The sequence below is a fragment of the Streptomyces hygroscopicus genome (assembly GCF_026168105.1).
In the GTDB taxonomy this organism is placed as follows: domain Bacteria; phylum Actinomycetota; class Actinomycetes; order Streptomycetales; family Streptomycetaceae; genus Streptomyces; species Streptomyces hygroscopicus_D.
The window spans coordinates 14,234-39,239 of record NZ_LBMW01000019.1 but is presented as its reverse complement, the minus strand read 5'-3'; the positions used below and the strand labels follow the sequence as shown (position 1 = coordinate 39,239).

Here is a 25,006-nt window from a genome sequence, read left to right as displayed (position 1 = left end):
GATGAGCCGTCTCGCCCAGACCCACGGACTCACGGACGTCCAGCAGGAGATCGTCTCCACGGTCCGCGACTTCGTGGACAAGGAGATCATCCCGGTCGCGACCGAGTTGGAGCACCGCGACGAGTACCCGCAGCAGATCGTCGACGGCCTCAAGGAGCTGGGCCTGTTCGGTCTGATGATCCCCGAGGAGTACGGGGGCCTGGGCGAGTCGCTCCTCACCTACGCCCTGTGCGTGGAGGAGATCGCCCGCGGCTGGATGTCGGTGTCCGGCATCATCAACACGCACTTCATCGTGGCGTACATGCTGAAGCAGCACGGCACGCAGGAACAGAGGGACCACTTCCTGCCGCGGATGGCGCTGGGCGAGATCCGCGGCGCCTTCTCGATGTCGGAGCCGGCCCTCGGCTCCGATGTGTCGGCGATCACGTCGAAGGCGGTCAAGGACGGCGACGAGTACGTCCTGACCGGCCAGAAGATGTGGCTCACGAACGGCGGTACGTCCTCGCTCGTCGCCGTGCTCGTCCGGAGTGACGAAGGACACCCCGAGGGCACGGCGCCGCACAAGTCGATGACGACCTTCCTCGTCGAGAAGGAGCCCGGCTTCGGCGAGGTCCGTCCCGGCCTCACCATCCCGGGGAAGATCGACAAGATGGGCTACAAGGGTGTCGACACGACCGAGCTCATCATGGACGGCCTGCGCGTTCCCGCCAACAGGGTGCTGGGCGGGGTCACCGGCCGTGGCTTCTACCACATGATGGACGGCGTCGAGGTCGGCCGGGTGAACGTCGCGGCCCGTGGCTGCGGTGTCGCTCAGCGTGCCTTCGAGCTGGGTGTCTCCTACGCCCAGCAGCGGCACACCTTCGGCAAGCCGATCGCCCAGCATCAGGCGATTCAGTTCAAACTGGCGGAAATGGCCACCAAGGTCGAGGCCGCTCATGCCATGATGGTGAACGCAGCACGCAAAAAGGACTCCGGAGAGCGAAACGACCTCGAAGCAGGGATGGCGAAGTACCTCGCCTCCGAATACTGCAAGGAGGTCGTGGAGGACGCCTTCCGGATCCACGGCGGCTACGGCTTCTCGAAGGAGTACGAGATCGAGCGCCTCTACCGTGAGGCCCCGATGCTGCTGATCGGCGAAGGTACCGCCGAAATCCAGAAAATGATCATCGGTCGCCGACTGCTCGAAGAGTATCGACTCCAGGGCTGAATGTTCGGGTTCGGGGTGCTTTCTTCGCGAAGAAGATCACACCCCGTCAACACTCTTCGGCTGCGGACTCGGCTTCCTGGCTTGCCCAGTTGTGGCCCGCGACCGGTACGATCGCCGGAAAGCCGCCGTCCCCCATTGAAGCGCGGCATCATCCGCTACGAAGGTCATCCATGCCCCACAGCCAAACCTCTGCACCACGCGACAGCCTGGCAGGCGTACGCCTCGCGCGCGGAGCATCGCCGTGGCTTCTCCCGACCGTTGCCACCGCAGCCCTCAGCCTGGCCCGGGCGCGCCGCTCCGGCGCCGCCAAGGCCGTGGCCGTGCCCGCCACCGCGCTCGCGGCGGGCATGCTGTGGTTCTTCCGCGACCCCGAGCGCGAGATCGCCCAGGGCCGGGTGATCTCGCCCGCCGACGGTGTGGTGCAGAGCATCATGCCGTGGAAGGACGGACGCACCCGCGTCGCCATCTTCATGAGCCCGCTCAACGTCCATGTCAACCGTGCGCCGCTCTCCGGCACGGTGACGTCGGTCGAGCACATCCCCGGCGGGTTCGTTCCGGCGTTCAACAAGGAGAGCGAGAACAACGAGCGGGTCGTCTGGCACTTCGACACCGAGCTCGGCGACATCGAGATGATCCAGATCGCCGGAGCGGTCGCCCGCCGTATCGTGCCGTACGTGCCCCAGGGCACCAAGGTCGAGCAGGGTGACCGGATCGGTCTGATCCGTTTCGGTTCGCGCGTGGACCTGTACCTGCCCGAGGGCGTGGAGGTCGCGGTCGAAGTGGGCCAGAAGACCGTGGCTGGGGTGACTCGCATTGACCGTGATTGATCCCGAGACCAAGTCCGGGTGGGTGCCGGAGGCCGACGAGGTGGACGACGAGGAGGAGATGCCCCTCTCGCTCCGCCTCTCGATAGCGGACACCCTCACCCTCGGTAACGCCACGTGCGGCTTCATGGCGGTGTACTTCACCACCACGGGCATCCTGATCCCGCATCTGACGGGGAACGACGAGTCGGCCGGCATGGCCCGGCACAGCGCGGCCACGGCCGTCATCCTGATGCTGTGCGCGGCGGTCTTCGACCTGTTCGACGGTCTGGTGGCGCGCAAGCTGCGCAGCTCGCCCATGGGCGCGGAGCTGGACAACCTCTCGGACCTGATCAGCTTCGGCCTGGCACCGGCGTACTTCGTGCTGGTCTACGGCATGGTGGCGGACGACGCCCACCAGAGGGTGGCCGCGCTCGGAGCGATCGTGGTGCTGCTCGCGGTGGTACTCAGGCTCGCGAGATTCTCCTGCGTGACGATGAAGGACGGCATGTTCCAGGGCATGCCCTCGCCGTTCGGCGCGCTGACGGTGGTCTCGATCGTCCTTCTCGAGCTCCCGTTCTTCGCCACGCTCCTGGCGATCCTGGGCACGGCGTGGCTGATGGTCAGCCGGGTGGAGTACCCGAAACCGCGGGGCCGTCTCGCGGTGGCGATGCTCTCCTGGATCGTGCTGAGCATGGGCCTCCTGGCGGCCTGGGCCTTCGACGCCCCGAGCGGTCAGCTGCTCCTCCAGACGGGCTGTGCGCTGCAGCTGGTCATGGGCGCGGTGATCCCGCTCTTCGCCACGGCCCGGCGTGTGCACAACTTCCGGGACAACCGGCGCGAGGCGCGGACGGCGCAGGTGCCGTAACCCTGCCGGGAGACGGGTGACGCGTACGGGTGTGGGCCCGAGCCATATGGCTCGGGCCCACACCCGTATGCCATCCCGTTTGGTCACTGTCTGCGGACTCGGACCCGCTCAGCTCAGGAAGTCCCGCGCGATGCGTTCCGCCACCCGTTGCAGGATCGGCCCCGCCTCCGCGATGCACGTCGCGACGTCCGGTTCCACCTCCGTCAGGGGATACGCCCGGAGGATGCCCGCCTTCTCCAGGGCCTCGGGCCTCAGGGTCAGGCGACCGCAGACCGCGACGACCTCCTTGCCCGCCGCCCGCGCGGCCGCGGCGACACCCGCCGGGGCCTTGCCGTGCAGCGTCTGCTCGTCCAGCGAGCCCTCACCCGTGATCACCAGCGAGGCCCGGTCAAGAGCCGGGGCGAAACCCAGGACGTCAAGCATGACCTCGATCCCGGGCCGGAACCGCGCCCCGAGCAGCAGCGCCCCGTACCCGATGCCGCCCGCTGCCCCCGCGCCCGGCGACGCGGCGCACTCCGCCGCCCGGGGACCGACCGCCTCCTCGAGCACCTCGGCGTAGTGCGCGAGCGCTGCGTCCAGCGCCTCCACGTCGTCCGGCGTGGCGCCCTTCTGCGGCCCGTACACGGCGGGCGCGCCCTTCGGCCCGGTCAGCGGGTTGTCCACATCGCTCGCGAGTACCAGATCGACCGAGGCCAGCCGCGCGTCCAGGCCGGACAGATCGGCGCGAGCGAGCTCCGCCAGTCCCTCGCCGCCCGGTGTCACCGGCTCGCCCTCGGAGTCCAGGAACCGTGCCCCGAGCGCGGAGAGCATCCCCGCGCCCCCGTCCGTCGTGGCGCTCCCGCCGACCCCGAACACGATCGTCCGCGCCCCGGCGTCCAGCGCGGCCCGCAGCAGTTCCCCGGAGCCGTACGTGGACGCGGTCAGCGGTGCGAAGACCCCGGCCGGCAGCCGCTGCAGCCCGCTCGCCTCCGCCATCTCCACGACCGCGGTCCCGCCGCGCAGCGCGAACGCCGCCGTCACCTCGTGGCCGAGAGGGCCCGCGACCCGGACCTCGCGGCGTTCGAACCCGGCCGCGACCGCCGCGTCCACCGTGCCGTCGCCTCCGTCGGCCACCGGCAGCGCCTCGACCTCGAGTCCCGGCACGACCCGGCGCAGCCCAGCCGCCACCCGCTCGGCGACCTGGACGGCCGTCAGCGATCCCTTGAACTTGTCCGCGGCGATGAGCACTCGCCGCGGCGTCTGTGCTGTTCCGGTGCCGTTCACTGCAGCGTCCGCCACCCGCATACCCCTTGCTCTTCAGGCCTTGCGCACGTCAAGGCAGTCGCGCCGCTGCGACCTTAGCCAACGGACGCCCCGGCCGTCATGCCCCGTCCGGCCCCCGGAACACCGCGCAACCACCGGCCCAAGGGGGTAAACCGGAGCCATGACCCCTGTGGGCAACGAGCTCGCGGACCGTATCCTCGGGGGCTGGCTGGGCCGTGCGGCACGAACGCGGGTCCGTCGATGAGCACGCCGACTGCGCGCAGCACGTCCACGCCCAGCCCGACCGGTTCGCCCAGGATGCTCGCGCTGCCGGTGTCCGGGGACGACAGGCCGACCAGCATCCGCATCGTGGAGGTCTTGCCCGCCCCGTTCGGGCCGAGCAGCGCGCAGATCTGACCGGCGTAAAACGGCGAAGCTGAGCCCGCTGACGGCCTGCCTGCGTCCGTACCGTTTGGACAGCTCGCGGGCACAGATCGTCGGTATCGCCTGTTCCTGCGCTGTGGACGGTCCCATCGTCACGCCTTTCACCGGCGCGTACCGGGTCGTTGAAGGTGGGTGGCGGCCGCGCCGAAGCGGCGGCGCAAGCCGGCGGGGTCATGCGGCGAGCACGCGAGCAGAAGAGCAGCCGTGACCAGAGACGTGACCAGACCGGCGCCGAGCGTGAGGGCGGCCAAGGCCGGTACGGACGTCAACGAGCCCGTCCCGAACATCGGCCACAGCGCGTCACGGAACGCCGTCGCGACACTGATCGCGACGCACCCGGCGATGGCCGATGCCTCGGCGATACGGCGGGGCCGGGTGCGCGGCGGCCGGGCGATGAAGCCCGCGACCGCGTTGCTGATCACGCAGAACGCGAGGTCGGAGGTCGCCACGACGACCAGAAACCAGGCGATCAGCAGCGGGTCCGTCCAGCGTTCGCCGATGGCCTGCGCACCGGTGAGGGCCGCCGCGGCCAGCGTGCTCAGCGTGACGAACACCGTCATCGCGCGCCGGCGCACCCAGACCGCCGCGTCAGGACCGGCCCAGCGCCGCAGCACGGGAATCCGCCGGCAGAGGAAGACGGCGTCGCCGAGCCAGTCGCTCCGCGGGCCGCCGGCCAAACGGCGCCGGCGGCGACATCGCCCGAGCGACACCGCTGCCACCCCGGTCAGCAAGGAGTTGACGACCAGCCCGCCGATCAGCACCGATGCCCATGTCCCCGAGGGCGAGGCAGGCGCCCCGGCGATGACCGCGGCCCACTCGGACACCACCGTGAGTCCGACCAGCGTGACCATGGCCCCCGCCGCACGCACCGTCTGCTGCACCCGGTCCGCGCCCCCCGGTACCCGCCACACGAGCAGCCGTAACGCGATCACCAGGGCGAGCATCGGCACCGCGAACTGAGCCAGGGACACCACCACGTCGTACGGGTCGTCCTGCCACGGGCTGGCCGCCCTGACCGTCTTGTCCTGGGTCTCCAGCACCGTCGACGCCTCGAACACACCGGCCGCGCCGAGGCTCGCCCAGACTCCTGCCGAGTAGGCCCGGTGGTTCTCCTTCACGTGTTCCATGGCCCGTTATAGTACGCACCTCGTACTACGTGACAAGTAGCATCGCGGCTCGTACCATGTGAGACGGGAGGCAAGGAGTCTCATGCGCAGCAACGACGCCCAGATGCTCGTGCTCACCGTCCTCGCGGACGGCCCGCTGCACGGATACGCCATCAACACCGCGATCGAAGAACTCACCGGCCGCAAACTCGGCCCCGGCAGCCTCTACGGAGCACTGTCCCGGCTGGAGGCGCGCGAGCTGATCCAGCCTGCGGACCAGGCGGCAGAAGCCCAGGAACGCCACCGCACCATGCAGATCACCGACGCGGGCCGCGACCAACTGCGCGCCGAACTCCAGCAGATGGCCCGCATCTCCGCCGCCGGCCTGCGCGCACTCGGGATCACCCCGGCATGAACGCGGCCACGTTCCTGACGCGGCTCTACCCGCCGGCCGTGTGCGAGCGATGGGGCGAGGACATCCGTCACGAGGTGTCCGCATCGGGAATCCGCTCCTGGCCCGACACCCTCGCGGGGGCGGCGCGGCTGTGGCTGCACCCCGGCGACTGGCCCGAGACGTTCATCGGCCAGACCCGCCGCGTCCTGACCGTCGCCCTGTTCGCGCTCGCGGCAGTCACCGGACTGCTGCTGCGCTCCGCCGAACCCTCCACCACCCTCACGGCCGACATCCACCACCCCGCCACCAGCCTGTGGATCGCACCGCTCCTGCTCGGCATCGTCCTCGCAGCGCCGCTTCCCCGGCCGAGCCGCGCAGCACTCCGCACCCTGACGGCCTCGGCGGTCCGTACCCTGACCGCCCCGGCCGCCGCAGTCGTGGCCCTGTGCCTGACGGCCTGGAGCGGCACGGCCGAACACCTCACGGGCTTCGCCGACGCCGCCGTGGTCCTCTTCTACTGGCTCACGCTCGGATTCGTCGCACTCCGCCTATGTGCCTTCGTCGCCCACGTCACCCGGACCGCCGCCCTGCCGACCACGCGCCGACTGTCCACGGCCCTTCTGCACATCGGGACGGGACTGGCCCTCGCAGCGGGCCAGAGCCTCCTCGCCATCGTCCGGACCGCTCCTCGCCCTGGCTCCCTCGTCGAAACTTTGACGCTGGGCCTCCTGGCCGTCACGGCCATCAGCGCCGGCCACGATCTACGGCAGAAGAGGGCGTAGGCCCCAGCCATTGGAGTGCGACCAGCGCTCCGCGAACGCGGAGTGCCGGTACCGCTGAACCGTTCCCGGCGCCTGACCCAGGAGTTGCCGATGACCGCCGTATCCCCGAAGGCCGTTGTCGTCGTACCGACCTACGACGAGCGGGACAACCTGCCCGTCCTGGCCGGCCTGCTCGCGGGCCTGCCGGTACCGAACCTGCACCTGCTCGTGGTCGACGACAACTCACCCGACGGCACGGGCGAGGTCGCCGACAAACTCGCCGCCGAGTCACCGGACACCGTCGGCGTGCTGCACCGCACCGCCGAAGACGGACTCGGCCGTGCCTACCTCGCCGGAATGACCCGTGCGCTGGACGAGGGCGACGGCGGGGTCCTCGGCGAGGAGGAGCTCAAGGCGATCCGTCTGCAGGAGGAGGAGCTGCTGTCCTGGCGGCTCGTGCCGCGCGAGGAGCTGACCGAACACCTGCCGGGCGCGCTGGGTCTGCGTGTCCTGGCCGGGCTCGACGTCCTGGCGGAGGCCTCGGGAACGGCGGAACTGGAGAACGGCCACCGCGTCGGCTGACACGTGTCCCCTCGGCAGCGCGGACATCTGTTGACCTCCGTCAACCAGCGCACGCCGCCGGTGACCGGTGCGCCCCGATATCCGTTCGCCCCGGGCGGACGGGCGTCCTACCCTCGGGCCCATGAACAAGCCTCTCGTCGCCATCCTGAGTGGCGCAGGCATCTCCACCGATTCCGGAATCCCCGATTATCGCGGCCCGAACGGCCTGTGGCGGCGGGATCCCGAAGCCGAAAAGCTCGTGACCTACGAGTACTACATGAGCGATCCGGAGATCCGGCGGCGCTCGTGGCAGATGCGGCGCAAGAACCGCACGCTGAAGGCCGAGCCGAACTCCGCGCACCGGGCCGTCGCCGACCTGGAGCGGTCCGGAGTGCCGGTCCGGGTGATCACGCAGAACGTGGACGGGCTGCACCAACTCGCCGGAATGCCCGCCCGCAAGGTACTCGAACTGCACGGCACCGCCCGCAGCGTCATCTGCACGAAGTGTCATGCGCGCGGCCCCATGGAAGACGCCCTCGCGCGCGTCGAGGCCGGGGAGAACGACCCGACGTGCCTGGACTGCGGCGGCATCCTCAAGTCGGCGACGGTGATGTTCGGCGAACGGCTCGACCCGGTGGTGCTGGGTGAGGCCGTCGCCATCACCAAGGCGTGCCAGGTGTTCATCGCCGTCGGCAGCAGCCTCCAGGTGCAGCCCGCCGCCGGACTCGCGGGCCTGGCCGCCGACCACGGCGCCCGTCTGGTCATCGTCAACGCCGACCCGACACCGTACGACGACCGCGCCGACGAGGTCGTACGGGGACCGATCGGCACCGCACTGCCCGCCCTGCTACGACAGCTGAACGCCGAAGGCAACCACTAGCGGTCGGCTTGCACCCTGAGCCTCCGGGCGCTTGCACCCATCGGGGCTGCGGGTGCGGTGGCAGCGACGGGGCGTGCGGTGGTGGGTGGGCCCGGCGGGTGCGCCGTGAGATCGAGAGTGATCAGGCAGCGGTGACGCGGATCTTCGACTGACCGTGCGGCAGTTCCTCCCAGTCCTCCATGAAGCGGGCCTTCAGGCCATGCCGTGCGGCGAGGCCGAGGAGTGTCTCGGTGCGGTAGTAGAAGTCCTCCCGCAGCACATGGTGCTCCTTGCCCTCGGTGCGGTCGAAGGTGAAGTCGAACCAGCCGGCCGGTGCGAGCACCCGGCCGACGTTGGCCAGACACTCCTCGATGACCGGCAGCGGCGAGTGCGAGAAGACACTGTGCGCGTGCACCACGTCGAAGTGCGCGTCGGGCAGGAAACGCAGCGTCAGATCGCGCACGGGGGTCAGCGTGGGCAGCCGGGCCTGCAGTCTCATCTCCACGATCGTGTCGTGCGCGGCGAAGAGAATGTCGGGTGAGATGTCGATTCCGTAGTAGTGCCCGGGCTCCAGATGGCGGATGAACCGCCAGCCGCCGCGCAGATTGCCGCACCCGATCTCCAGCATGCGGTGCTCGGGACGCAGACCATGGCCGAGCAGGTAGTCGAACTGCATCGCTCCCACCGCCAGCCACCGCTCCCGGCTGCGGCTGCCGACCGCAGCGTCCGGGTCGGCGCGGGTGTCGGACCGCATCACGGCGCGGTAGTACGAGATGTGGTCCGGTCGGCGCCGGCGCAGCCACAGGTCCCGGGCGGCGCGGGCCATGTGGCGCGGCACCCGCCCCGGGTGGTGCAGGGCGTAGCTGATGCGGTGCCTGAGAGTGGCGCGATTGACGATGACGTTCCTGGCCGGCACGGTTCCTCCTTCCCGAGGGGCGAGGACACGGCGGGCCCGCTCTCGCACCTCGGGATCTTGATACCAGCCTCGCCGCTCGGGCGGCGCGTCCGACTCGTCCGATCGGGCCGCGGACCGACTCCCCCGCGTGGGGGACCCGGGGCGGCGATGTCAGAAGAGGGCCGCGCCGCTCTCGAAGTCCAGCAGACGCTTCTTGCGGTCCAGACCGCCGCCGTAGCCCGTCAGGCTGCCGTTCGCGCCCACGACCCGGTGGCACGGCACGATGATGCCGATCGGGTTCTTGCCGTTCGCGAGTCCGACCGCGCGCGAGGCGCTCGGACTGCCGAGAGCCTCAGCCAGTTCACCGTACGAACGGGTCTCGCCGTAGGGGACGAGGCACAGCTGTTGCCAGACCCGGCGCTGGAACGGCGTGCCCTCCAGGCGGAGTTCGAGGGTGAACTCCTTCAACTCGCCAGCGAAGTAGGCCTCCAGCTGGTCGATGGCCTCACCGAAGGGTGTGTCGTCGCGCTCGCCGAAGGTCTCCTCCGGTGGGCGATGGCGCTGCTCGGTCATGTAGAGGCCGCACAGAACGCCGTCGGCAGCGACCAGGGTCAGGGGACCGTACGGGCTGTCGGTCACGGTGTGCTGTTTCACTGTCATGGTCCTGAACATCCTTACACGGGCAGGAAGTTGATCGGGTGGCTGCCGGTGGCCCACAGGTACTGGACCGCGTACGCCCGCCATGGCCGCCAGGCCGCTGCGCGTGCCGTGAGGGCGGCGGGAGTGGACGGCAGGCCCAGCTCCTGTGCGGCGCGCCGGATGCCGAGGTCGGTGGGCAGGAACGCGTCGGGGTCGCCGAGGGCCCGCATCGCGATCACGTCCACCGTCCAGGGGCCGAAGCCGGGCAGGGACAGCAGCCGGGCGCGGCTCTCCGCCCAGTCGCTCTCCACCCCCAAGTGGAGTGTTCCGTCGGCGAGTTGGGTCACGAGCGTGGTGAAGGTGGTGCGACGAGTACGTGGCATGGCCAGTGACTCGGGGTCGAGCGCGGCCAGCGCCTCGGGCGCCGGGAACAGGTGGGTGAGGCCGCCCTCGGGGTCCTCGACCCGCTCGCCGTGCGCGGTGACCAGGCGTCCCGCGTGGGTTCGGGCAGCGGCGGTGGAGACCTGCTGGCCCAGGACGGCCCGTACGGCGAACTCGGCCTCGTCCACCGTGCGCGGCACCCGGCGCCCGGGCGCCTTGTCGACCAGGGGCGCCAGCACCGGATCCGTGCGCAGCTCGTCGTCGACCGCGACGGGATCGGCGTCCAGGTCGAGCATGCGGCGGCAGCGGCTGATGGCCACGGGCAGGTCGCGCATGTCGCTGAGGCTGAGGCGGCAGGCGATGTGGTCGGGCCGCGGGGTCAGCGCCACGATTCCGTGTCCGTACGGCAGCCGGAGCGTGCGGCGGTAGGCGCCGTCGCGCCACTCCTCCACGCCCGGGACGGCGGTCGCGGCGAGGTGTCCGAAGAGGTTGTCGGGGTTGAGCGGGGCCCGGAACGGCAGCCGCAGGGTCAGGACGCCGGGGGCGATCACCGTCGTCCTCGGGAGGCGTCCGCGCAGGTCACTCGGGGAGAGCGCGAAGACTTCACGGACGGTGTCGTTGAAGGTGCGGATGGAGGAGAAGCCTGCCGCGAAGGCGATGTCCGCCATCGGCAGGGCGGTCGTCTCGATGAGCAGGCGGGCGGTCTGGGCGCGCTGGGCCCGGGCGAGCGCGAGGGGTCCGGCGCCGAGTTCGGCCAGGAGCTGGCGCTCGATCTGGCGGGTGCTGTAGCCGAGGCGGGTGGCGAGGCCCGGTACGCCCTCGCGGTCGACCACACCGTCGCCGATCAGCCGCATGGCGCGGGCGACGAGGTCGGCGCGCTGGTTCCACTCGGGCGAGCCGGGGCTGGTGTCCGGGCGGCACCGCTTGCAGGCCCGGAATCCGGCCTGCTGGCAGGCGGCCGCGCTCGGGTGGAAGATCATGTTCTCCGGCTTCGGCGCCACCACCGGGCAGCTGGGGCGGCAGTAGATCTTCGTGGTCAGGACCGCGGTGAAGAACCAGCCGTCGAAGCGCGCGTCCTTCGACTGGACCGCGCGCACGCAGCGTTCCCTGTCGGTGTGCATCCCGTTCTGCATGCTTCCAGGATGGGTCACGCGCCGGAGTCGGGCTGGCGGAAATCCGACATGTACGTGGGCCGACCTGGCGCCCCGTACGGCCCCGCACTGTCAAGTGGACGAGCGGTCAGCCGACTTGTGCCGCGAACGCCTCGTAGGCCCGCTCGTCGAAGAGGACGAATCTGACCTCCTCGACCGCGGTGTCCGTGGCACGCACCGTCTGCACCGCGATGCGCGCGGCGTCCTCCATCGGCCAGCGGTAGACGCCGGTCGAGATGGCGGGGAACGCGACGGTACGGGCGCCCAGTTCGTCGGCGACCTTCAGCGACTCCCGGTAGCAGGACGCCAGCAGTTCCGAGCGGTCCTCCGACGTGGCGAACACGGGCCCCACCGTGTGGATCACCCAGCGGGCGTCGAGTTCGCCCGCCGTGGTGGCGACCGCACGGCCCGTGGGCAGGCCCTTGCCGTACCGGGAAGCCCGGAGTTTGCGGCACTCATCGAGGATCGCGGGACCCCCACGCCGGTGGATGGCACCGTCCACGCCCCCTCCGCCGAGCAGTGAGGAGTTGGCCGCGTTGACGATCGCGTCGGCGCTCTGGCCGGTGATGTCGCCCTGGACCAGGGTGATGGTGGTCATCTCTGTCTCAGCCTCCTCCAGACGGCCTTCGCCGCGTTGTGCCCGGACATGCCATGCACGCCGGGCCCCGGCGGGGTGGCCGACGAACAGATGAAGACGGCCGGGTGCGGGGTGTGGTACGGGAACAGGGACGGCTTGGGGCGCAGCAGGAGCTGGAGCCCGGACGCCGCTCCGGAGGCGATGTCACCGCCGACGTAGTTGGGGTTGCGGGCGGCCAGTTCAGGCGGCCCCGCCGTGGCGCGGGCCAGGACGCGGTCACGGAAGCCCGGCGCGAAGCGCTCCAACTGGCGTTCGATGGCGTCCGTGAGGTCTCCCTGCCAGCCGTTCGGCACATGGCCGTACGCCCAGAACACCTGCTTGCCCGCCGGGGCCCGGGTGGGGTCGGCAACGCTGGGCTGCACGGTGATCAGGAACGGGGCGTCGGGGGCGCGGCCCTCCCGGGAGGCGGCGCGCAGTGCGGTGCCGATCTCCGCGCTGTTCGCCCCGATCTGCACGGTGCCGGCGACCCGCGGCTCCTTCGCGGTCCACGGCACCGGTCCGTCGAGCGCGTAGTCGATCTTGAAGACGCCCGGGCCGTACCGGTACCCGTCGTAATAGCGGCCGAGACCCGCGATGCGGGCGAGCGCGGTGGGCGAGGTGTCGAACACGTATGCGCGCGCCGGGGGCAGGTCGTCGAGCCGCTTGACCTCGTAGTCCGTGTGGACGGTGCCGCCCAGATCCTTCAGGTAGGCGGCGAGGGCGTCGGAGACGGACTGGGAGCCGCCGCGGGCCACCGGCCAGCCGCGGGCGTGCGCGGCGAGCGCGAAGACCAGGCCGATCGCGCCGGTGGCGAAGCCGTCGAGGGGAGCCATCACATGCGCGACGAGCCCGGCGAACAGGGTCTTCGCCCGCTCGTCGCGGAAGCGGCGCATCAGCCAGGTCGAGGGAGGCAGCCCGACCAGGCCGAAGCGGGCCAGGGTCACCGGGTCGCGGGGCAGCGCGGTCAGGGGCAGGGACATGAAGTCCCGGGCGAGGGTGTCCCAGCGGCTCAGAAAGGGCTCGACCAGCCGGCGGTACGCCCCCGCGTCCCGGGGGCCGAAGGAGGCGGCCGTCTCGGCCACGGTCCGGGAGAGCACCGCGGCACTGCCGTCGGTGAAGGGGTGCGCCATGGGGAGCTCGGCGTGCAGCCATTCCAGGCCGTACCGCTCCAGGGGCAGTGCCCGGAACGCCGGCGAGTTGATGCCCAGGGGGTGTGCCGCCGAGCACGGGTCGTGCCGGAAGCCGGGCAGGGTCAGCTCCTCGGTACGGGCGCCGCCGCCGATGGTGCCCCGGGCCTCGAAAATGGCCACGGAGAAGCCGCGGCGGGCCAGCTCCACGGCAGCCGTCAGTCCGTTGGGTCCCGCTCCCACCACGACCGCATCGAGCATCGACGGCACCTTCGGACTCCTTCGTCAGCCGACGGCCACTGGGGATCAGGATATGCCGGAGGACTGACAACCCCGGGGCGCGGGTTGCTGCCGCGCAGTGAGGGGCGGGAGGGCGGAGAGGTGCGGCCGTCGGGGACCGGCGAAGCCGGGCTTTCCGTTCAGGCACCGCCCGCCAGCAGCCCCGCCACACGGCGGGCCGTGGCTTCGTCCCGGGCCGTGGTGAACGGCAGGGCGTTGCCGCCCGTGATGCGGAACGGTTCACCCGTCCGGGTGAGATGGGTGCCGCCCGCCTCCTCGACCAGGAGCAGGCCCGCCGCATGGTCCCAGGCCGCTTCCCAGGAGAAGGCGGTGGCGTCCAGCACGCCCTGGGCGATGTGGAGGTACTCCAGACCCGCCGAGCCGCACGGCCGGGGACGGACGCCCTCGGTGTGCAGGCCGAGCAGCGCGCGCTTTTGTTCGTCCGTCGTGTAGTACGGGTGGGAGGTGGCCACGTCCAGGTCGCGGTCCGGCTCGGGCGAGCCCGAGCGCAGGCGCACGCCGTCGAGGAACGCACCCCCGCCCCTGGTCGCCGTGGCCAGCTGGTCGAGGGCCGGTGCGTAGGTCCACGAGGCGCGCACGACGCCGTCCTGGGCGAGGGAGACCAGCGTGCAGAAGCCGGGGTCGCCGTGGACGAACTGCCGGGTGCCGTCGACCGGGTCGACGATCCAGACCGGCGCCTCGCCCCGGACCGCCTCGTACGTCGCCGGGTTGGCGTGGACCGCTTCCTCGCCCACCACGACGGAGCCGGGCAGCAGCTTGGCGAGCGCTTCGGTGAGGCGGATCTCGGCCTTGCGGTCGGCGTCCGTGACCAGGTCGTGCGGGCCGCTCTTCTCATTGATCTCGTGCGCCGCGAGCTGGCGGAAGCGCGGCATGATCTCGGTGGCGGCGGCCGTGCGGATGGCCTCCTCGACGCCGGACGTGCCGTGGGTGAGAAACTCGTCGATGGTTTCGAAGTCTTCGATCATGGCTCCCATGAGAGCACGCGCCGCTGACAATCCCTACCGGCCCGGTGTACTCGGGGTGGAATCGGCATGAACACCGGGCCGCGTCGGTCGGGAAATATGCCATGTTCCCGGCGATTCCCGGCGCGCAGCTGCTGTGTGGGCGCCGTGGTTCACCGCCCGGCCGCGTACCCCTGCATCCCGCGCGGATTCGCCGCGGCGGACAGCACGCCCGTCTCCGGGTCCCGGGCGACCGCGCACAGCCGACCCTCTGACCAGGCCTCGCCGACCGTGACGCGGTGGCCCCGGCGGCGCAGTTCCTCGATCACACGGGGGTCCATGCGGGACTCGACGGTGACGCTGCCCGGGCGCATGCCGCGCGGATGGAAGGAGCCCGGGAAGCTGTCGTTGTGCCAGTTCGGGGCGTCGATGGCGCCCTGCAGGTCGAGGCCGCCGCGGACGGACGGGCGCAGGGCGGCCGCCAGCAAGAAGTGCAGCTGCCACTGGTCCTGCTGGTCACCGCCGGGCGTACCGAACGCCAGCACCGGGACCCCGTCGCGCAGCGCGATCGAGGGGGTGAGGGTGGTGCGTGGGCGGCGCCCCGGCGTCAGGGAACTGGGCAGGCCCTCCTCGAGCCAGGTCATCTGGAGCCGCGTGCCGAGCGGAAAGCCCAGCTCGGGCACGACCGGGTTCGACTGCAGCCAGCCGCCGCTCGGCGTGGCCGCGACCATGTTGCCCCAGCGGTCGACGACGTCGAGGTGGCAGGTGTCGCCGCGGGTGGCCCCGTCGGCGGAGACGTCCGGTTCGCCGGGCACCGAAGGGCCCGGGCGCCTGCCGACCGTCGGTTCTCCGGCACCCATGGGATCGAAGCCGGGGTCGTCGGCGGCCTCCACACACGCGTGCTCGCTCATGCGAGGGATGCGGCCGCCGGGGGCACCGGGCGCAGCTCGTACGACGCTGCCTCGCCGATGAGGGCCCGCCGCTCGGCGTTGTACGCGTCCGACAGCAGCTCGTCGAGCGGCACCTCGGCCGCGTCGCCGTACCAGGCCTCGCGGTCGGCCATGGCGAGCTTGCAGCCCTCGATGAGCAGGTGGACGTAGTCCGCGGACCCGTACCGCGGCAGCTCGGGCGGGAGCAGCGCGAGCTGCTGCAGCAGGACCGGTCCCTGGCTCCAGGGGCCCGCCTTGCACACGGTCCAGCCGTTCCAGTCGTACGTCACCGGGGTCTCGTAACCGGCGGACCAGGCGGCCAGGTCGGCGGCCATCAGGGTGCCGCTGTGGCGCGCGCCGCTGGTGTCCATGGTGGGCCGCCCCGCCTGGCGCACCAGCGCCTCGGCGATGAATCCGGACCGCCACACCTCCCGGGCCGCCTCGATCTGCGCCACCCTGTCCCCCGCCCCGGACACCTCCGCGAGCAGCCGCTTCCACGTGGCGGCCAGCGCGGGATTGCGGAGCAGCTCACCGGGGCGGGGCGATCTGCCGCCCGGCAGGTACACCTCGGCCGACGAGGTCCACTCCGTTTCGAACAGCCTGCGTACGCTCTCGACGGTCTCGCCGACGCGCTCCACGGGCGCGTGCCCGTGCTCCGCGTAGCCGATGGCGTACCTGAGCACGTCGGTGAGGGGTTTGGTGCCGTGGTCGCGCAGCACGAGCATCCAGGCGTCGAAGGCGCCCGGGACGGCCGCGGCGAGGGGCCCGGTACCGGGTACGAGGTCCAGGCCGAGTTCGCGGTAGTGGGCGATGGTGGCCCCGGCGGGCGCGACGCCCTGCCCGCACAGCACCCGCACCTCGCCGTCCGCCGGGGCGAGGAGGATCGGAACCTCGCCGGCGGGCCCGTTCAGATGCGGCTCCACGACATGCAGCACGAACGCCCCCGCCACGGCCGCGTCGTACGCGGTGCCGCCGTCCTCCAGGACGGCCATGGCCGACTGGGAGGCCAGCCAGTGGGTGGAGGACACCATGCCGAAGGTGCCCTGGAGGGTGGGCCGGGTGGTGAACATGCGGCTCTCTCACCTCGCTGTCAGCGGACGAGGGTGAAGACCGTGGCGGCGGTGACGGTGCCGAGTATGGTTCCGACAACCGTCTGAGCAGGCGTGTGGTCACGGAGCTTGACGCGGGACCACCCGGTGAGCGCCACGACGGGGAAGGCCCAGACCATGGCGATCCCATAGGTGAGGATGAGGATCGCGGAGACACCGCCGGCCACGGCGGTGTGTACCGAGACCTTCCACCATTTCGTCACGGTGAGGGTGACCGCCAGCCCCGCCAGCATGGCGACCACCAGGGCGAATATCTCGCGTGGAGCGCCGAGCACGACGAGGGCGAGCATTCCCGCGACCACGGAGCCCATGGTCACCGTGAGCGGAACGAATCGCTGCTGACGGATTTTGATGTGCCGGTCGGTCCAGCGGCCGAGGCGCACGCCCGCGATGATGAATCCGTAGGGGATGATCCCGCAGAACAGGGAAGCCAGCAGGCCCCAGCCGAGGCCGGAGAGTGTTCTCGTGCTGTGCCAGCCGACCACCAGCAGGATCACCACGACGAGAATGCCCGGGGCTAGGACCTCGGTGATCAGTTTCGCCAGCCGGCGGGCGGTGTCGGGGGCAGCGCCGGTGGTCTCGGTGGCGCGGTCGGTGTCTGTGCGAGCGTCATCGACGGGGAGTCTGGGGGTATGCGTGGGCATGGCCGCTTCTCTGGACGGGGTCGGTGGGTGCAAGTTGAGCAATTTCCCGCATGTCCGGGCTGAGGAATGCCTGGGAGACCATGCGGAGCCAGCGGACTTCCTCGCTCAAACTGGTCATGTCGCCGGGGCTGTCGGGGCGGGTATCGGTGATGCTGATTCCCTGGTTCTTGGCGTTGAGGGCCGAGGCCAGACGGAACGCGTCCACGAACGCTTCGGCATCCGGCCCGGACAGACCTTTCTCCTGTGCCGCGCCGCGGGCTGCCGCTTCGGTGCCTGCGGGAGTGTGTTCCTGCAGCGCCAGGGCGCAGTCGCGGATCTCGATGACGCGCCGGTACAGGCGCAAGCGGGTGTCGCGGATGTTCAGCAGGGAGCGATGACGACCGACATCGGTTCCCAGGACGACCGTCGGGTTGGCCTCGCTGAGGGCCTTCCACAAAGGGTAGAGGTCCCACAGGGCCCGGTAGTCGCCCAGCACCCGGGCGGCAGAGCCGACGGCTTCGGCGGGCAGCGTGGTACCGGTCAGGATCAGCAGCAGTGAGGCGTTCAGCAGCAGATTGGTGATCAGTATCGTCGTGGCGCTGGAGAAGGGCGACCGGTGCGCCGCGAAGTGCAAGAGGACGAACGACATTTGGTTGGCCACGTACAGCAGGCCCACTGCCGTCCCGGAGCCGACGAGCCCGAGACCGAGGCGCAGCCGTCCGGCAGGCGCCTGGCGGGCCTGTTTCCAGCACAGGTTGGTCGCCATGCCCAAAGCGGTGGCCAAGTACATGAGCCACACGCCCCAGTAGACGGGAGCCGGGAAGCTTCCGCTGGTGTCCATCAGGAAATCGCCGTTGTCGCTCCGCGGAAGGAAGGGGAAGGCAGCGGACATGATGATGCCGGTGACGACCGCGAGGACATGTCGGATGCGCCGGGCACGTCGCCCCTCGGGCTCACCGGCCATCTGCGCGATGAATTCGATCACCGCGCTCGCAGCCACGAGACCGCTCAGGTGTTTGAAGAGCGTGGATGCCGCGGCGACGTTCACCGTATCGTCGACGGTCCTCGCCACGCCTTCCACGCCGAGCGTCATGACGACGGCCAGGGCCAGGAAGGCGACGGTCAGGGGGCGTTGGCGGGGCGAGCGCACCGCTTTCGGGACGCGCCAGAACACCGCGGCCCACAGCAGCAGGGGCGTGGCCGCCTTCCATATGCCGGACGTCATCGCTTCTCCGCCTCGTGTCCGCCCAGGGCATCCTGGAGACGTCCGAGGGAGCCGGGAAGCCCGCTCGAGGCGCTCAGCCGATCCACGCTCTCGCCGAGCAGGCTTGCCGTCATTTCAGCCTGCTGTTCCTGTTTCTCGGCATAGCCGGCGCGTTGCAACAGCAGCGCCTGCAGCACGGTTTGCGGGTCGAGATCGGGGAAAAGGTGGGCAAGACCCGCGGCGTCCGGCACCAGTTCATGGCCCCACAGCATGTGAGCGATCTCGTGCAGCACGATGTGCCGCTGATGCGTCTGCGAGGTGTTGGCGGCGAAGTAGACGTGGTCGGCGTCGCTAGTGCTGAGCCAGGCTCCGCACAGTCCCCCGCTGGGCAGGGCGTCGTTCCACGGGTGCAGGAACAGGCGTCGCCCGCGGCGCTCCTGAAGGTCGTTCAGTAAGACATCGAGGGAGAAGGGAGCCGGAAGTGTCAGATCAAGTTCACGCAGTTTGGCCTGGCACTGCTTCCGGAGCTCTCGTTGCTCGCGCAGATTGCGAAGAGCATGCCACCCCATACGACCGTTCCCCCTTGAGCAAGGTGCCGTGCACCGGGCGCAAGGGTAACAAGGGTCGGCGCGATCAACTCTGCGACGGTGGGGCCGGGGAGCCGTCCGACTCCTTCAGCCCTTCGAGTCTGCGGAGGTGGTCGACCATGATGCCGACCTGGTCGCGGCTGGCGTCGGAGAGGCCCTGGGCCCGTAGGGCCACATTGAGCACGCCGCTCGCCTTGAGCCTCCACAACAGATCGAGCTGGGGTTCGACACGGGCGGCGTACTCGTCGTCGAAGAAGTACCGGACGTCCGTACCTCCCCAGCCCGCCAGCGCCTCCAGATGATGGATGCGGGGATTCGTGGCCTTCCCCGTGGCCAGTTCCCAGATGTAGGCGCCGGAGATGACGTTCTTGCCCGCGGCCTCGTTGATGACCCGGGCGATCTGGTCGTACGAGGGCCGTTTGCCACCTTCGGGAGTCCTGAGCTCGATCAACCGCTGGACGCGGCCGGCCAGATCTTCAGGTCGGCCGTGACCAGCGGTCTGGTCGGCACTGGCCATCACGGCTCCTTCGTCAGGCGGGACGACCCAACACAGTACTGGACGGGTGCGGGACCCGACCCGGCGGGCGCGGTCCAGGACGGCACCGGGCCACTGGCCCGACGCCGCCACAGCCGAGGACGGACCGGATCAGTCAGCGATCTTCGGCTCGGGCACCGACACTCCGAGGTAATCATAAACGTGCGTTGATGCCAATGGGGTCCCGGGTGGTAGGTTGCAGAGCAACGCAAGACGGCACGGCAGCCCAGGAGTTGGCGATACCGTCAACGTACGTAGATGATCCGGGCGCGCGCCCCGCGGTGGGCGCAGAGGAACCGTGCGAACGGACGGGGGTGCATTCATGAGACGGGGGTTCGATGGGCGCGACCGAAGTGGTGGGCGGCGAGGCCGAAGGCAAGGCCGCCCGCGATGAACCAAGGGTTCCACAGGGCGAGCGTCCAGGCGCGCTGCGACGCGCTCACATCGGCGTCCATGTGTGTGACATCGGTCAGCAGCAGGACCTCGATCGTGAGACCACGTACGAGCAGGAGACCACAGACACCCCAGCCGAGCCACCGCATGATCCGGCGAAGGTGCCTGTGCGGCCGGGGCCTGGTGAGCAGCAGGCCCAGCAGTGCGCCGACGAGACAGAGGGTGCCGACGCCCCACAGACCGGTGATGACGAACCAGGCAGGGCGTTCGGCCGCGAGCCTCTCTCCGGCGGAAACGTTCAGCCACCTTTGGCCACCAACCGCCCAGTAGTAATGCAGTCCCGCAAAAAGGACACCCCATCCACACGCCAGATATCCCCACTTCTTGGCGATGGGACCGAAATTGGTGGACATGAGTAGACCTCCGGGTTTCTGCTTCTGTTCCACTTGCGTCCGACGATGCGGTGCTGCGTTAGACGTTCTTTGATCCACAGATCGACTCTTTCTCGGTCATCAGGTCGGACAGCCGTGACCCGCCGCTCGGTGTTCTCGTGGTGTTCGACGGCCGATCGGCACATCCAGGGGGAACCGCATGTTCAGCGACCATTCTCGTGAGCTCATATCCGAGACACCGGAATCTTCTGACGACTTCGTTCGGCGGCTGCGCGATCTGCGGTTGTGGGTCGGCCAGCCTTCGCTGCGCCGACTGCAGCAACTGGCGGGAAAGGCCCAGGCAGCCAACGGCGACGAGATCGACGCTCTGCCGCGCAGCACCGTGTCCAACATCCTGCGGGGAACCCGGGTGCCGCGGTCGGACTTTGTCGAGGCATTCGTCTCCGCCTGTCTGAAGCACCGCGGTTCGGCGGAGTCCGAGATCGCCGTAGCCGTCGAGGACTGGCTCACCGTCTGGCGGCAGCTGAGCGCAACGGCCACCCGCCGGAAGGAGTTTGACGTGTGCCGGGACGAGCCCGCCCCCGTGGATCAGCCGAACCGACAGGCGGGCGCGGTGACCGCTCCCCCGCAGCAACTGCCCGCGTCGCCGCCCACTCTGGTGGGTCGTGAATTCGACCTCGCGGTGCTCGACATGCAGAGGGAGCGCCGTGGCTGTACCGTGCCGGTCACCGTGGTCTCGGGTATGGCCGGAGTGGGCAAGACAGCTCTGGCGGTGTGGTGGGCGCGACGGATCGCCGGTCGTTTCCCCGACGGCCAGATCCATCTCGACCTGCGCGGGTCCCGGCCCAACCCGATGCGGCCCGAGCAGGCCCTGACCATCCTGCTGCGGGGTCTGGGCATGGCGGACGGCGACATCCCGAGCGACATCGAATCGCAGATCGGCAGCTATCGCTCGCTGCTGGCCGACCGACGTGTACTCATCGTCCTCGACGACGTGCTCGACACCGCCCAGGTGCGCCCGCTGCTGCCCGGTGACTCCCAGTGCCTGGCGGTCATCACCAGCCGTAACCGGCTGTCCGGCCTCGTCGCCAGGGACGGAGCACACCGCCTGCTGCTCGCCCCGCTCTCCCCGGCCGCGTCCCGCCGTGTGCTCGCGCAGGCCGTCGGCCGGGAGTTGGGCGCGGCCGACGTCGAGGCCCTGGACGAGATCGCCCGGCTGTGCATGCACCTGCCTCTCGCGCTGAGGATCGCCGGAGCCACCCTCGCCGACCGCCCTCATCAGGACGTCCGTGCGTACGCCGCCGAATTCGGCAGGGGCGACCGGATGACCGCGCTCGCCATCGACGGGGACGAGCACGACACGGTGCGTGGGGCGTTCGACGCCTCCTGCCGGCTGCTCGCCCCGCGGGCCCAACGCCTGCTCTGCATCCTCGGCCTGGCCGGCCGGACCGAGGTCAGCGTGGAGAACAGTGCCGAACTCGGGGGAATCGGGGTCGACGAGGCACGTCGGCTGCTCAACCAGATCGCGGCGGAGAACCTGATCGAGCCCGCGGTCCGGGACCGGTACGTCCTGTGCGACCTGCTGCTCGACTACGCCAGGGAGCGCGCCGAGACCGAGGGCATCACGCTGCCGCCCGCGTCCACCGCGAGCTCCTGGGGTCATCAGCGGGCTCCGCATCGTGCCAAGGGTGTATCCGTCGGGCGTACGACTTCACCGGTTTGCGAGGACGCTCGACAACTGCCGCTCGACGGCCAGAAGCGAGCCGACCGTGAGCACCGTCCGGTCGCCGACGCGGCTTTCGCCGGACATGAACGCATTGCCCTGGACCGAGCGTTCGAGCCGCACAGTGTGCTCCAGCGTCTCCCCGGGCATCACACCACCGTGGAATCGGCAGTCGCGCAGCCGGCCGAGCATCGGCAGCCCTTCTTCGCCGCCTCCGCGACGCTCGTTCCACTGCTCGGTGCCGAGCCACAGCAGCGCCGCCGCCTGGCCGAACGACTCGACGACGAGTGAGCGCGGAAAGGCGTACCGCTCGGCGGTCAGCCCGGGGGCGAGGGCCTGGTAGCAGGGCTCGCTCCCGCTGACCGCCTTGTGCGCGACGATCCCGACGCCCGGCTCCAGGACGGACACCCGGTCCACCAGGACCAGGGGGTGTGCCACGGGGAGCAGGCGGAGAATGTCGGAGTACCCGAGCTTCACACGGCACCTCCGCCACGGACGAGGGCGACGGTCGCCTGCACGACCAGCGGCCCGGTCGGCCCGCCCCGGCGGCAGTCCACCTTCGCGCGCACCGCACCGGGGCGGTCGTCAGCACTGACGGAGATCTCCAGCTGCAGTGCGTCACCGTCGCGCATGGGCTTGAGGACACGCAGCGAGCGCAGCGAGTCGATCTCCAGCCAGTCGTCCTGGTGATCGCCCCACACATGGGCGTTCAGACGGGGAGAGTGCGCGAGCACCAGGCCGACGCACTGGCGCACTCCTTCCAGGAAGAAGACCGCCGGATACAGCGTGACGACCGGGAAGTGCCCGGCCATGTACGGGTCGGACGCGGTGACGGTCTTCCGGGCGCGGACCAACAGCCGTGCGTCCGCGCCCGGTTCGCCGACGGTCTCGACCGAGTCGATCGTGTCGACGGCGTCGAGCGGACGGACGTACGTCTTCGGTGCGGCCCCGGTCCTCGGGGCCGTGGATGTGCCGGTCACAGGAACCACACCCCGTCGTACTGTGACCACCGGTTCGCCAGCCGGGTGGTGTCCAGGCATCGCACACCCGGCAGCAGATCCGCGGCGCCCAGGCCGAACTCCGCCAGATCCGGCGCGTCCACGGCCACACCGTGCCCGGCGTCGAGCAAGGCGCGTACGGACTCGGCGGGGTCCGGCAGGTTCTCCAGCACCAGGGAGCCGACCCGCAGGGTGGGCCGCTCGCCCTCCGGGACCACCGCCGCGGTGACCGCGGAGCCGCGCAGGACGACGTCGAGCCCGCCCAGTTGCTCGCCGAACGTCAGCATCCCGTAGAGCGTGTCGAAGAACTGGGCCTCGGCCGTGCCTCGATAGCCGCGGTCGATCATCACTAGGTACGGCATGGTTCAGAAGCCTCCGATGTACACGGTGCGTTCGGCTGCCTCCATCGTGGCGGCGAGCCGGGCCACGGACCGCAGCCGGACCTCCGGGACGTGGTGTGCGGCACCGCGTTCGGCGCTGCACGCGGTGCACACGATCCAGCTCACCCGGCCGGGGTGATCGCTGACCAGCCGCCGTACCAGGCCCGCCGCCGAGGGGTGCTCCCGGTCGGGGGCCAGCAGATTGCCGGGTTTTTTGTCGCCCAGAGACTCCTGGGTGAGGACGGTGTTGTATCCGCAGGCCCAGATGCGCACGCTCCTGCCCTGGTCCAGGACCGCCTGGGCAAGGCGCAGCACGGTGGTCAGGGTGTCGTCGGTGTGCGGAGGCGCCGTGAGGACGATCAGCAGGTCCCACCGGCGGCGTTCGACAAAGCCGGCCATGTCAGTGCCACACCACCTTCGTGTCCGGGGCCATCAGCCGTGCGGCCAGCTCCGCCATGCTCACCCGGACCGCGCCTGGCACCAACGGTGCTTTGTGCAGGGCACGTTGGGACAGGGTGAAGTCGTCGATCCAGATCCGGCCGCCTGCCGCGGCCAGGTCGGACAGGGCGGTACCGGCGGCGCCCCGGATCCCGGTGGCGACGCCGTCCGACACCAGGAAGAGCCACACCCGGTGGCCGCTACGGGCCAGTTCCACGGCGTCCCGCAGGAACCGTTGTGCGGTGGCCCCGGCCTTCGTCCCGACGAGGACGTAGTCCGGCCGGGCGCCGTCCCCGCCGGCCGCTTCGGGCGCGTCGGTCATGCCGGGCTGCTCACCTTCTGGCTCAGCAAGGTGCGAACGTCGGTCAATGTCTGCACGTCGGCGACCTCGTGTGACTCGACCTTGATGCCGTAGTGCCGCTCCAGGGTCACCGCGAGCTCCAGGGCGAGGAGCGAGTCGACGCCGAGGTCACGGGTGAAGTTCGCCTCGTCGGTGATCAGGTCCGGCTCGATGTCCAGCACATCGGCGATCAGCTCCCGCAGTTCAGCGGTTTCCATGGTGGATTCGGGGCGCATGGGCGGTCCCTCCTGTTGTTCTGGAAGACTTCAGGGCGTGAAGAGTTGATGGCTGGGAGCCGGCGACCGCTATCCGCATCCGCCGGCGTGTCCCGCGTCGAGTCCGAGCGCGGTGATTCCGGCGAGCGGTTCGTCGGAGGCGGGGTTCGGCAGCGCGTCCGGCGGCGCCGCGTAGGTCTCGCGGAACGCCCGTACGAAGGCCGGGAGCCGGTCCGTGCCGAAGTACTTCTCGCGGCCGAGGATGAAGAACGGTACTCCGAAGGCTCCGTCGTGGTACGACCTGGTCAGCACGTCCGCACCGGCGCGCTGCAGCCGCGGGGAGTCGCAGGCGGCCGCCAACCGATCTCGTTCGAGGCCCAGTTGAACGGCAATGTCCCCGATGACGGCCCGGTCGCAGATGTCCCGGCCGTGCTCCCAGCGCGCACGGTAGACAAGGTCGACGTACGCGCGCCCCAGGCCGGCCTGCTCGGCCGCCAGGTGGCCCAGGTGGGCCACGTCCCAGTGCGGATCCCTGTCGATGGGCCAGGTCATCGTCAGACCGCGCTCATGTGCCAGGCGCCGCGCGTCCTGGAGGACGTAGAAGTTCTTGGCGCGGGACATGGGCACCCAGGGGAGCTCGACTCCTGCGTCGCCGAGCAGGCGCGCGGTCGGGTCGTCCGGCTCCCAGCAGGGAATCCACTCGAGGGCGTCGGCCACGTCCCGGTACCGGTCCATCAGGTCGCGGTAGGCGAACCAGGAATACGGGCTGCGGAGGGAGAAGTACCAACGCGGCGGCTTGGCCGATGGCTTGGCCATGGTGGGGTCCTCTTTTCGGCTGGAGGTCG

28 protein-coding genes and 1 pseudogene are annotated in these 25,006 nt (G+C 70.4%); 8 read left to right on the top strand and 21 right to left on the bottom strand.

Annotated elements, in window-relative coordinates; genetic code table 11:
- Position 1 precedes the first annotated feature (1 nt).
- The 3 genes from AAW14_RS19550 to pssA all read left to right on the top strand — a co-directional run bounded on the left by AAW14_RS19550 (position 2) and on the right by pssA (position 2,878).
- Positions 2-1,207, top strand: a complete 1,206-nt coding sequence (locus AAW14_RS19550) for an acyl-CoA dehydrogenase family protein (RefSeq protein WP_265565172.1) — start codon at positions 2-4, stop codon at positions 1,205-1,207.
- A 170-nt stretch (positions 1,208-1,377) separates the two neighbouring features.
- Positions 1,378-2,034: a phosphatidylserine decarboxylase gene (locus tag AAW14_RS19545; protein WP_265565171.1), complete on the top strand. Its 657-nt coding sequence runs from the start codon at positions 1,378-1,380 to the stop codon at positions 2,032-2,034.
- Positions 2,035-2,056: 22 nt separating this feature from the next.
- Complete coding sequence (gene pssA, locus AAW14_RS19540; protein WP_265565273.1) at positions 2,057-2,878, top strand: CDP-diacylglycerol--serine O-phosphatidyltransferase; 822 nt, start codon at positions 2,057-2,059, stop codon at positions 2,876-2,878.
- Between the two features lie 108 nt (positions 2,879-2,986).
- On the opposite strand, the gene AAW14_RS19535 is transcribed toward pssA, so the two are convergent.
- From AAW14_RS19535 to AAW14_RS19525, 3 genes are all read right to left on the bottom strand, one after another.
- A complete protein-coding gene (locus AAW14_RS19535; protein WP_416223337.1) occupies positions 2,987-4,162 on the bottom strand; it encodes a glycerate kinase in 1,176 nt (391 codons plus the stop codon).
- 53 nt (positions 4,163-4,215) lie between these two features.
- Positions 4,216-4,488, bottom strand: a complete 273-nt coding sequence (locus AAW14_RS39765; RefSeq protein ID WP_416223336.1) for a hypothetical protein — start codon at positions 4,486-4,488, stop codon at positions 4,216-4,218.
- 177 nt (positions 4,489-4,665) lie between these two features.
- Positions 4,666-5,691, bottom strand: a complete 1,026-nt coding sequence (locus tag AAW14_RS19525) for a hypothetical protein (protein WP_265565168.1) — start codon at positions 5,689-5,691, stop codon at positions 4,666-4,668.
- Between the two features lie 82 nt (positions 5,692-5,773).
- Between AAW14_RS19525 and AAW14_RS19520 the strand changes: the two genes are divergently transcribed.
- From AAW14_RS19520 to AAW14_RS19505, 4 genes are all read left to right on the top strand, one after another.
- Positions 5,774-6,085 (top strand): PadR family transcriptional regulator, encoded by a 312-nt coding sequence (locus AAW14_RS19520; protein WP_265565167.1) that lies wholly within the window; start codon positions 5,774-5,776, stop codon positions 6,083-6,085.
- Positions 6,082-6,846, top strand: coding sequence for a hypothetical protein (locus AAW14_RS19515; RefSeq protein ID WP_265565166.1), 765 nt, complete (start codon positions 6,082-6,084; stop codon positions 6,844-6,846). The genes AAW14_RS19520 and AAW14_RS19515 overlap by 4 nt, the downstream gene beginning before the upstream one ends.
- 90 nt (positions 6,847-6,936) lie before the next feature.
- Positions 6,937-7,407 carry a glycosyltransferase gene (locus AAW14_RS19510; RefSeq protein WP_265565165.1) on the top strand — a complete coding sequence of 157 codons (471 nt, stop codon included), beginning with the start codon at positions 6,937-6,939 and terminating at the stop codon, positions 7,405-7,407.
- 121 nt (positions 7,408-7,528) lie between these two features.
- Complete coding sequence (locus AAW14_RS19505) at positions 7,529-8,266, top strand: SIR2 family NAD-dependent protein deacylase (protein WP_265565164.1); 738 nt, start codon at positions 7,529-7,531, stop codon at positions 8,264-8,266.
- 121 nt (positions 8,267-8,387) lie between these two features.
- Here AAW14_RS19505 and AAW14_RS19500 read toward each other — a convergent pair whose 3' ends face one another.
- The 12 genes and pseudogenes from AAW14_RS19500 to AAW14_RS19445 all read right to left on the bottom strand — a co-directional run bounded on the left by AAW14_RS19500 (position 8,388) and on the right by AAW14_RS19445 (position 20,088).
- Positions 8,388-9,161, bottom strand: coding sequence for a class I SAM-dependent methyltransferase (locus AAW14_RS19500; protein ID WP_265565163.1), 774 nt, complete (start codon positions 9,159-9,161; stop codon positions 8,388-8,390).
- Between the two features lie 150 nt (positions 9,162-9,311).
- A complete protein-coding gene (locus AAW14_RS19495) occupies positions 9,312-9,794 on the bottom strand; it encodes a methylated-DNA--[protein]-cysteine S-methyltransferase (RefSeq protein ID WP_265565272.1) in 483 nt (160 codons plus the stop codon).
- Between the two features lie 20 nt (positions 9,795-9,814).
- A complete protein-coding gene (locus AAW14_RS19490) occupies positions 9,815-11,293 on the bottom strand; it encodes an AlkA N-terminal domain-containing protein (RefSeq protein ID WP_322741083.1) in 1,479 nt (492 codons plus the stop codon).
- 106 nt (positions 11,294-11,399) lie between these two features.
- Complete coding sequence (locus tag AAW14_RS19485; protein ID WP_265565162.1) at positions 11,400-11,909, bottom strand: O-acetyl-ADP-ribose deacetylase; 510 nt, start codon at positions 11,907-11,909, stop codon at positions 11,400-11,402.
- Positions 11,906-13,315: a phytoene desaturase family protein gene (locus tag AAW14_RS19480; protein WP_265565161.1), complete on the bottom strand. Its 1,410-nt coding sequence runs from the start codon at positions 13,313-13,315 to the stop codon at positions 11,906-11,908. The genes AAW14_RS19485 and AAW14_RS19480 overlap by 4 nt, the downstream gene beginning before the upstream one ends.
- Before the next feature lie 158 nt (positions 13,316-13,473).
- A complete protein-coding gene (locus AAW14_RS19475; RefSeq protein WP_265565160.1) occupies positions 13,474-14,319 on the bottom strand; it encodes an inositol monophosphatase family protein in 846 nt (281 codons plus the stop codon).
- Between the two features lie 149 nt (positions 14,320-14,468).
- Positions 14,469-16,294 (bottom strand): annotated as a pseudogene (locus tag AAW14_RS19470) (gamma-glutamyltransferase family protein).
- A 20-nt stretch (positions 16,295-16,314) separates the two neighbouring features.
- A complete protein-coding gene (locus tag AAW14_RS19465) occupies positions 16,315-16,977 on the bottom strand; it encodes a hypothetical protein (RefSeq protein WP_265565159.1) in 663 nt (220 codons plus the stop codon).
- A complete protein-coding gene (locus tag AAW14_RS19460) occupies positions 16,943-18,181 on the bottom strand; it encodes an MAB_1171c family putative transporter (RefSeq protein WP_322741082.1) in 1,239 nt (412 codons plus the stop codon). The genes AAW14_RS19465 and AAW14_RS19460 overlap by 35 nt, the downstream gene beginning before the upstream one ends.
- Positions 18,178-18,729 carry a hypothetical protein gene (locus AAW14_RS19455; RefSeq protein ID WP_265565157.1) on the bottom strand — a complete coding sequence of 184 codons (552 nt, stop codon included), beginning with the start codon at positions 18,727-18,729 and terminating at the stop codon, positions 18,178-18,180. Before AAW14_RS19455 ends, AAW14_RS19460 begins: the two co-directional genes overlap by 4 nt.
- A 64-nt stretch (positions 18,730-18,793) precedes the next feature.
- The gene (locus AAW14_RS19450) at positions 18,794-19,264 is read right to left on the bottom strand and encodes a hypothetical protein (RefSeq protein WP_265565156.1); all 471 of its coding nucleotides are present in this window, start codon (positions 19,262-19,264) and stop codon (positions 18,794-18,796) included.
- Positions 19,265-19,602: 338 nt separating this feature from the next.
- Positions 19,603-20,088: a DUF3995 domain-containing protein gene (locus AAW14_RS19445; RefSeq protein WP_265565155.1), complete on the bottom strand. Its 486-nt coding sequence runs from the start codon at positions 20,086-20,088 to the stop codon at positions 19,603-19,605.
- 178 nt (positions 20,089-20,266) lie between these two features.
- On the opposite strand from AAW14_RS19445, the gene AAW14_RS19440 reads away from it, so the two are divergent.
- Positions 20,267-22,081 carry an NB-ARC domain-containing protein gene (locus tag AAW14_RS19440; RefSeq protein ID WP_265565154.1) on the top strand — a complete coding sequence of 605 codons (1,815 nt, stop codon included), beginning with the start codon at positions 20,267-20,269 and terminating at the stop codon, positions 22,079-22,081.
- A gap of 182 nt (positions 22,082-22,263) precedes the next feature.
- Here the strand turns inward: AAW14_RS19440 and AAW14_RS19435 are convergent, their stop codons facing one another.
- The 6 genes from AAW14_RS19435 to AAW14_RS19410 all read right to left on the bottom strand — a co-directional run bounded on the left by AAW14_RS19435 (position 22,264) and on the right by AAW14_RS19410 (position 24,977).
- Complete coding sequence (locus tag AAW14_RS19435; RefSeq protein WP_265565153.1) at positions 22,264-22,770, bottom strand: hypothetical protein; 507 nt, start codon at positions 22,768-22,770, stop codon at positions 22,264-22,266.
- The gene (locus AAW14_RS19430) at positions 22,767-23,150 is read right to left on the bottom strand and encodes a hypothetical protein (RefSeq protein ID WP_265565152.1); all 384 of its coding nucleotides are present in this window, start codon (positions 23,148-23,150) and stop codon (positions 22,767-22,769) included. The genes AAW14_RS19435 and AAW14_RS19430 overlap by 4 nt, the downstream gene beginning before the upstream one ends.
- A 3-nt stretch (positions 23,151-23,153) precedes the next feature.
- Positions 23,154-23,567 (bottom strand): DsrE family protein, encoded by a 414-nt coding sequence (locus tag AAW14_RS19425; RefSeq protein WP_265565151.1) that lies wholly within the window; start codon positions 23,565-23,567, stop codon positions 23,154-23,156.
- 1 nt (position 23,568) lies between these two features.
- The gene (locus AAW14_RS19420) at positions 23,569-23,928 is read right to left on the bottom strand and encodes a hypothetical protein (protein ID WP_265565150.1); all 360 of its coding nucleotides are present in this window, start codon (positions 23,926-23,928) and stop codon (positions 23,569-23,571) included.
- Positions 23,925-24,182 (bottom strand): acyl carrier protein, encoded by a 258-nt coding sequence (locus AAW14_RS19415; RefSeq protein ID WP_265565149.1) that lies wholly within the window; start codon positions 24,180-24,182, stop codon positions 23,925-23,927. The genes AAW14_RS19420 and AAW14_RS19415 overlap by 4 nt, the downstream gene beginning before the upstream one ends.
- A gap of 69 nt (positions 24,183-24,251) precedes the next feature.
- Positions 24,252-24,977: a 2-hydroxychromene-2-carboxylate isomerase gene (locus tag AAW14_RS19410; RefSeq protein WP_265565148.1), complete on the bottom strand. Its 726-nt coding sequence runs from the start codon at positions 24,975-24,977 to the stop codon at positions 24,252-24,254.
- Positions 24,978-25,006 lie beyond the last annotated feature (29 nt).

Bases quoted from the DNA above. Each gene is read 5' to 3' on its own strand.
- AAW14_RS19430 (WP_265565152.1), bottom strand. From the start codon at position 23,150: ATGCCGTACCTAGTGATGATCGACCGCGGCTATCGAGGCACGGCCGAG.
- AAW14_RS19525 (WP_265565168.1), bottom strand. From the start codon at position 5,691: ATGGAACACGTGAAGGAGAACCACCGGGCCTACTCGGCAGGAGTCTGG.
- AAW14_RS19455 (WP_265565157.1), bottom strand. From the start codon at position 18,729: ATGGGGTGGCATGCTCTTCGCAATCTGCGCGAGCAACGAGAGCTCCGG.
- AAW14_RS19515 (WP_265565166.1), top strand. From the start codon at position 6,082: ATGAACGCGGCCACGTTCCTGACGCGGCTCTACCCGCCGGCCGTGTGC.
- AAW14_RS19475 (WP_265565160.1), bottom strand. From the start codon at position 14,319: ATGATCGAAGACTTCGAAACCATCGACGAGTTTCTCACCCACGGCACG.
- AAW14_RS19490 (WP_322741083.1), bottom strand. From the start codon at position 11,293: ATGCAGAACGGGATGCACACCGACAGGGAACGCTGCGTGCGCGCGGTC.
- AAW14_RS19520 (WP_265565167.1), top strand. From the start codon at position 5,774: ATGCGCAGCAACGACGCCCAGATGCTCGTGCTCACCGTCCTCGCGGAC.
- AAW14_RS19505 (WP_265565164.1), top strand. From the start codon at position 7,529: ATGAACAAGCCTCTCGTCGCCATCCTGAGTGGCGCAGGCATCTCCACC.
- AAW14_RS19485 (WP_265565162.1), bottom strand. From the start codon at position 11,909: ATGACCACCATCACCCTGGTCCAGGGCGACATCACCGGCCAGAGCGCC.
- AAW14_RS19510 (WP_265565165.1), top strand. From the start codon at position 6,937: ATGACCGCCGTATCCCCGAAGGCCGTTGTCGTCGTACCGACCTACGAC.
- AAW14_RS19425 (WP_265565151.1), bottom strand. From the start codon at position 23,567: ATGGCCGGCTTTGTCGAACGCCGCCGGTGGGACCTGCTGATCGTCCTC.
- AAW14_RS19440 (WP_265565154.1), top strand. From the start codon at position 20,267: ATGTTCAGCGACCATTCTCGTGAGCTCATATCCGAGACACCGGAATCT.
- AAW14_RS19450 (WP_265565156.1), bottom strand. From the start codon at position 19,264: ATGGCCAGTGCCGACCAGACCGCTGGTCACGGCCGACCTGAAGATCTG.
- AAW14_RS19535 (WP_416223337.1), bottom strand. From the start codon at position 4,162: ATGCGGGTGGCGGACGCTGCAGTGAACGGCACCGGAACAGCACAGACG.
- AAW14_RS19545 (WP_265565171.1), top strand. From the start codon at position 1,378: ATGCCCCACAGCCAAACCTCTGCACCACGCGACAGCCTGGCAGGCGTA.
- AAW14_RS19445 (WP_265565155.1), bottom strand. From the start codon at position 20,088: ATGTCCACCAATTTCGGTCCCATCGCCAAGAAGTGGGGATATCTGGCG.
- AAW14_RS19550 (WP_265565172.1), top strand. From the start codon at position 2: ATGAGCCGTCTCGCCCAGACCCACGGACTCACGGACGTCCAGCAGGAG.
- AAW14_RS19460 (WP_322741082.1), bottom strand. From the start codon at position 18,181: ATGACGTCCGGCATATGGAAGGCGGCCACGCCCCTGCTGCTGTGGGCC.
- AAW14_RS19480 (WP_265565161.1), bottom strand. From the start codon at position 13,315: ATGCTCGATGCGGTCGTGGTGGGAGCGGGACCCAACGGACTGACGGCT.
- AAW14_RS19410 (WP_265565148.1), bottom strand. From the start codon at position 24,977: ATGGCCAAGCCATCGGCCAAGCCGCCGCGTTGGTACTTCTCCCTCCGC.
- AAW14_RS39765 (WP_416223336.1), bottom strand. From the start codon at position 4,488: ATGCGGATGCTGGTCGGCCTGTCGTCCCCGGACACCGGCAGCGCGAGC.
- AAW14_RS19415 (WP_265565149.1), bottom strand. From the start codon at position 24,182: ATGCGCCCCGAATCCACCATGGAAACCGCTGAACTGCGGGAGCTGATC.
- AAW14_RS19465 (WP_265565159.1), bottom strand. From the start codon at position 16,977: ATGCCCACGCATACCCCCAGACTCCCCGTCGATGACGCTCGCACAGAC.
- AAW14_RS19420 (WP_265565150.1), bottom strand. From the start codon at position 23,928: ATGACCGACGCGCCCGAAGCGGCCGGCGGGGACGGCGCCCGGCCGGAC.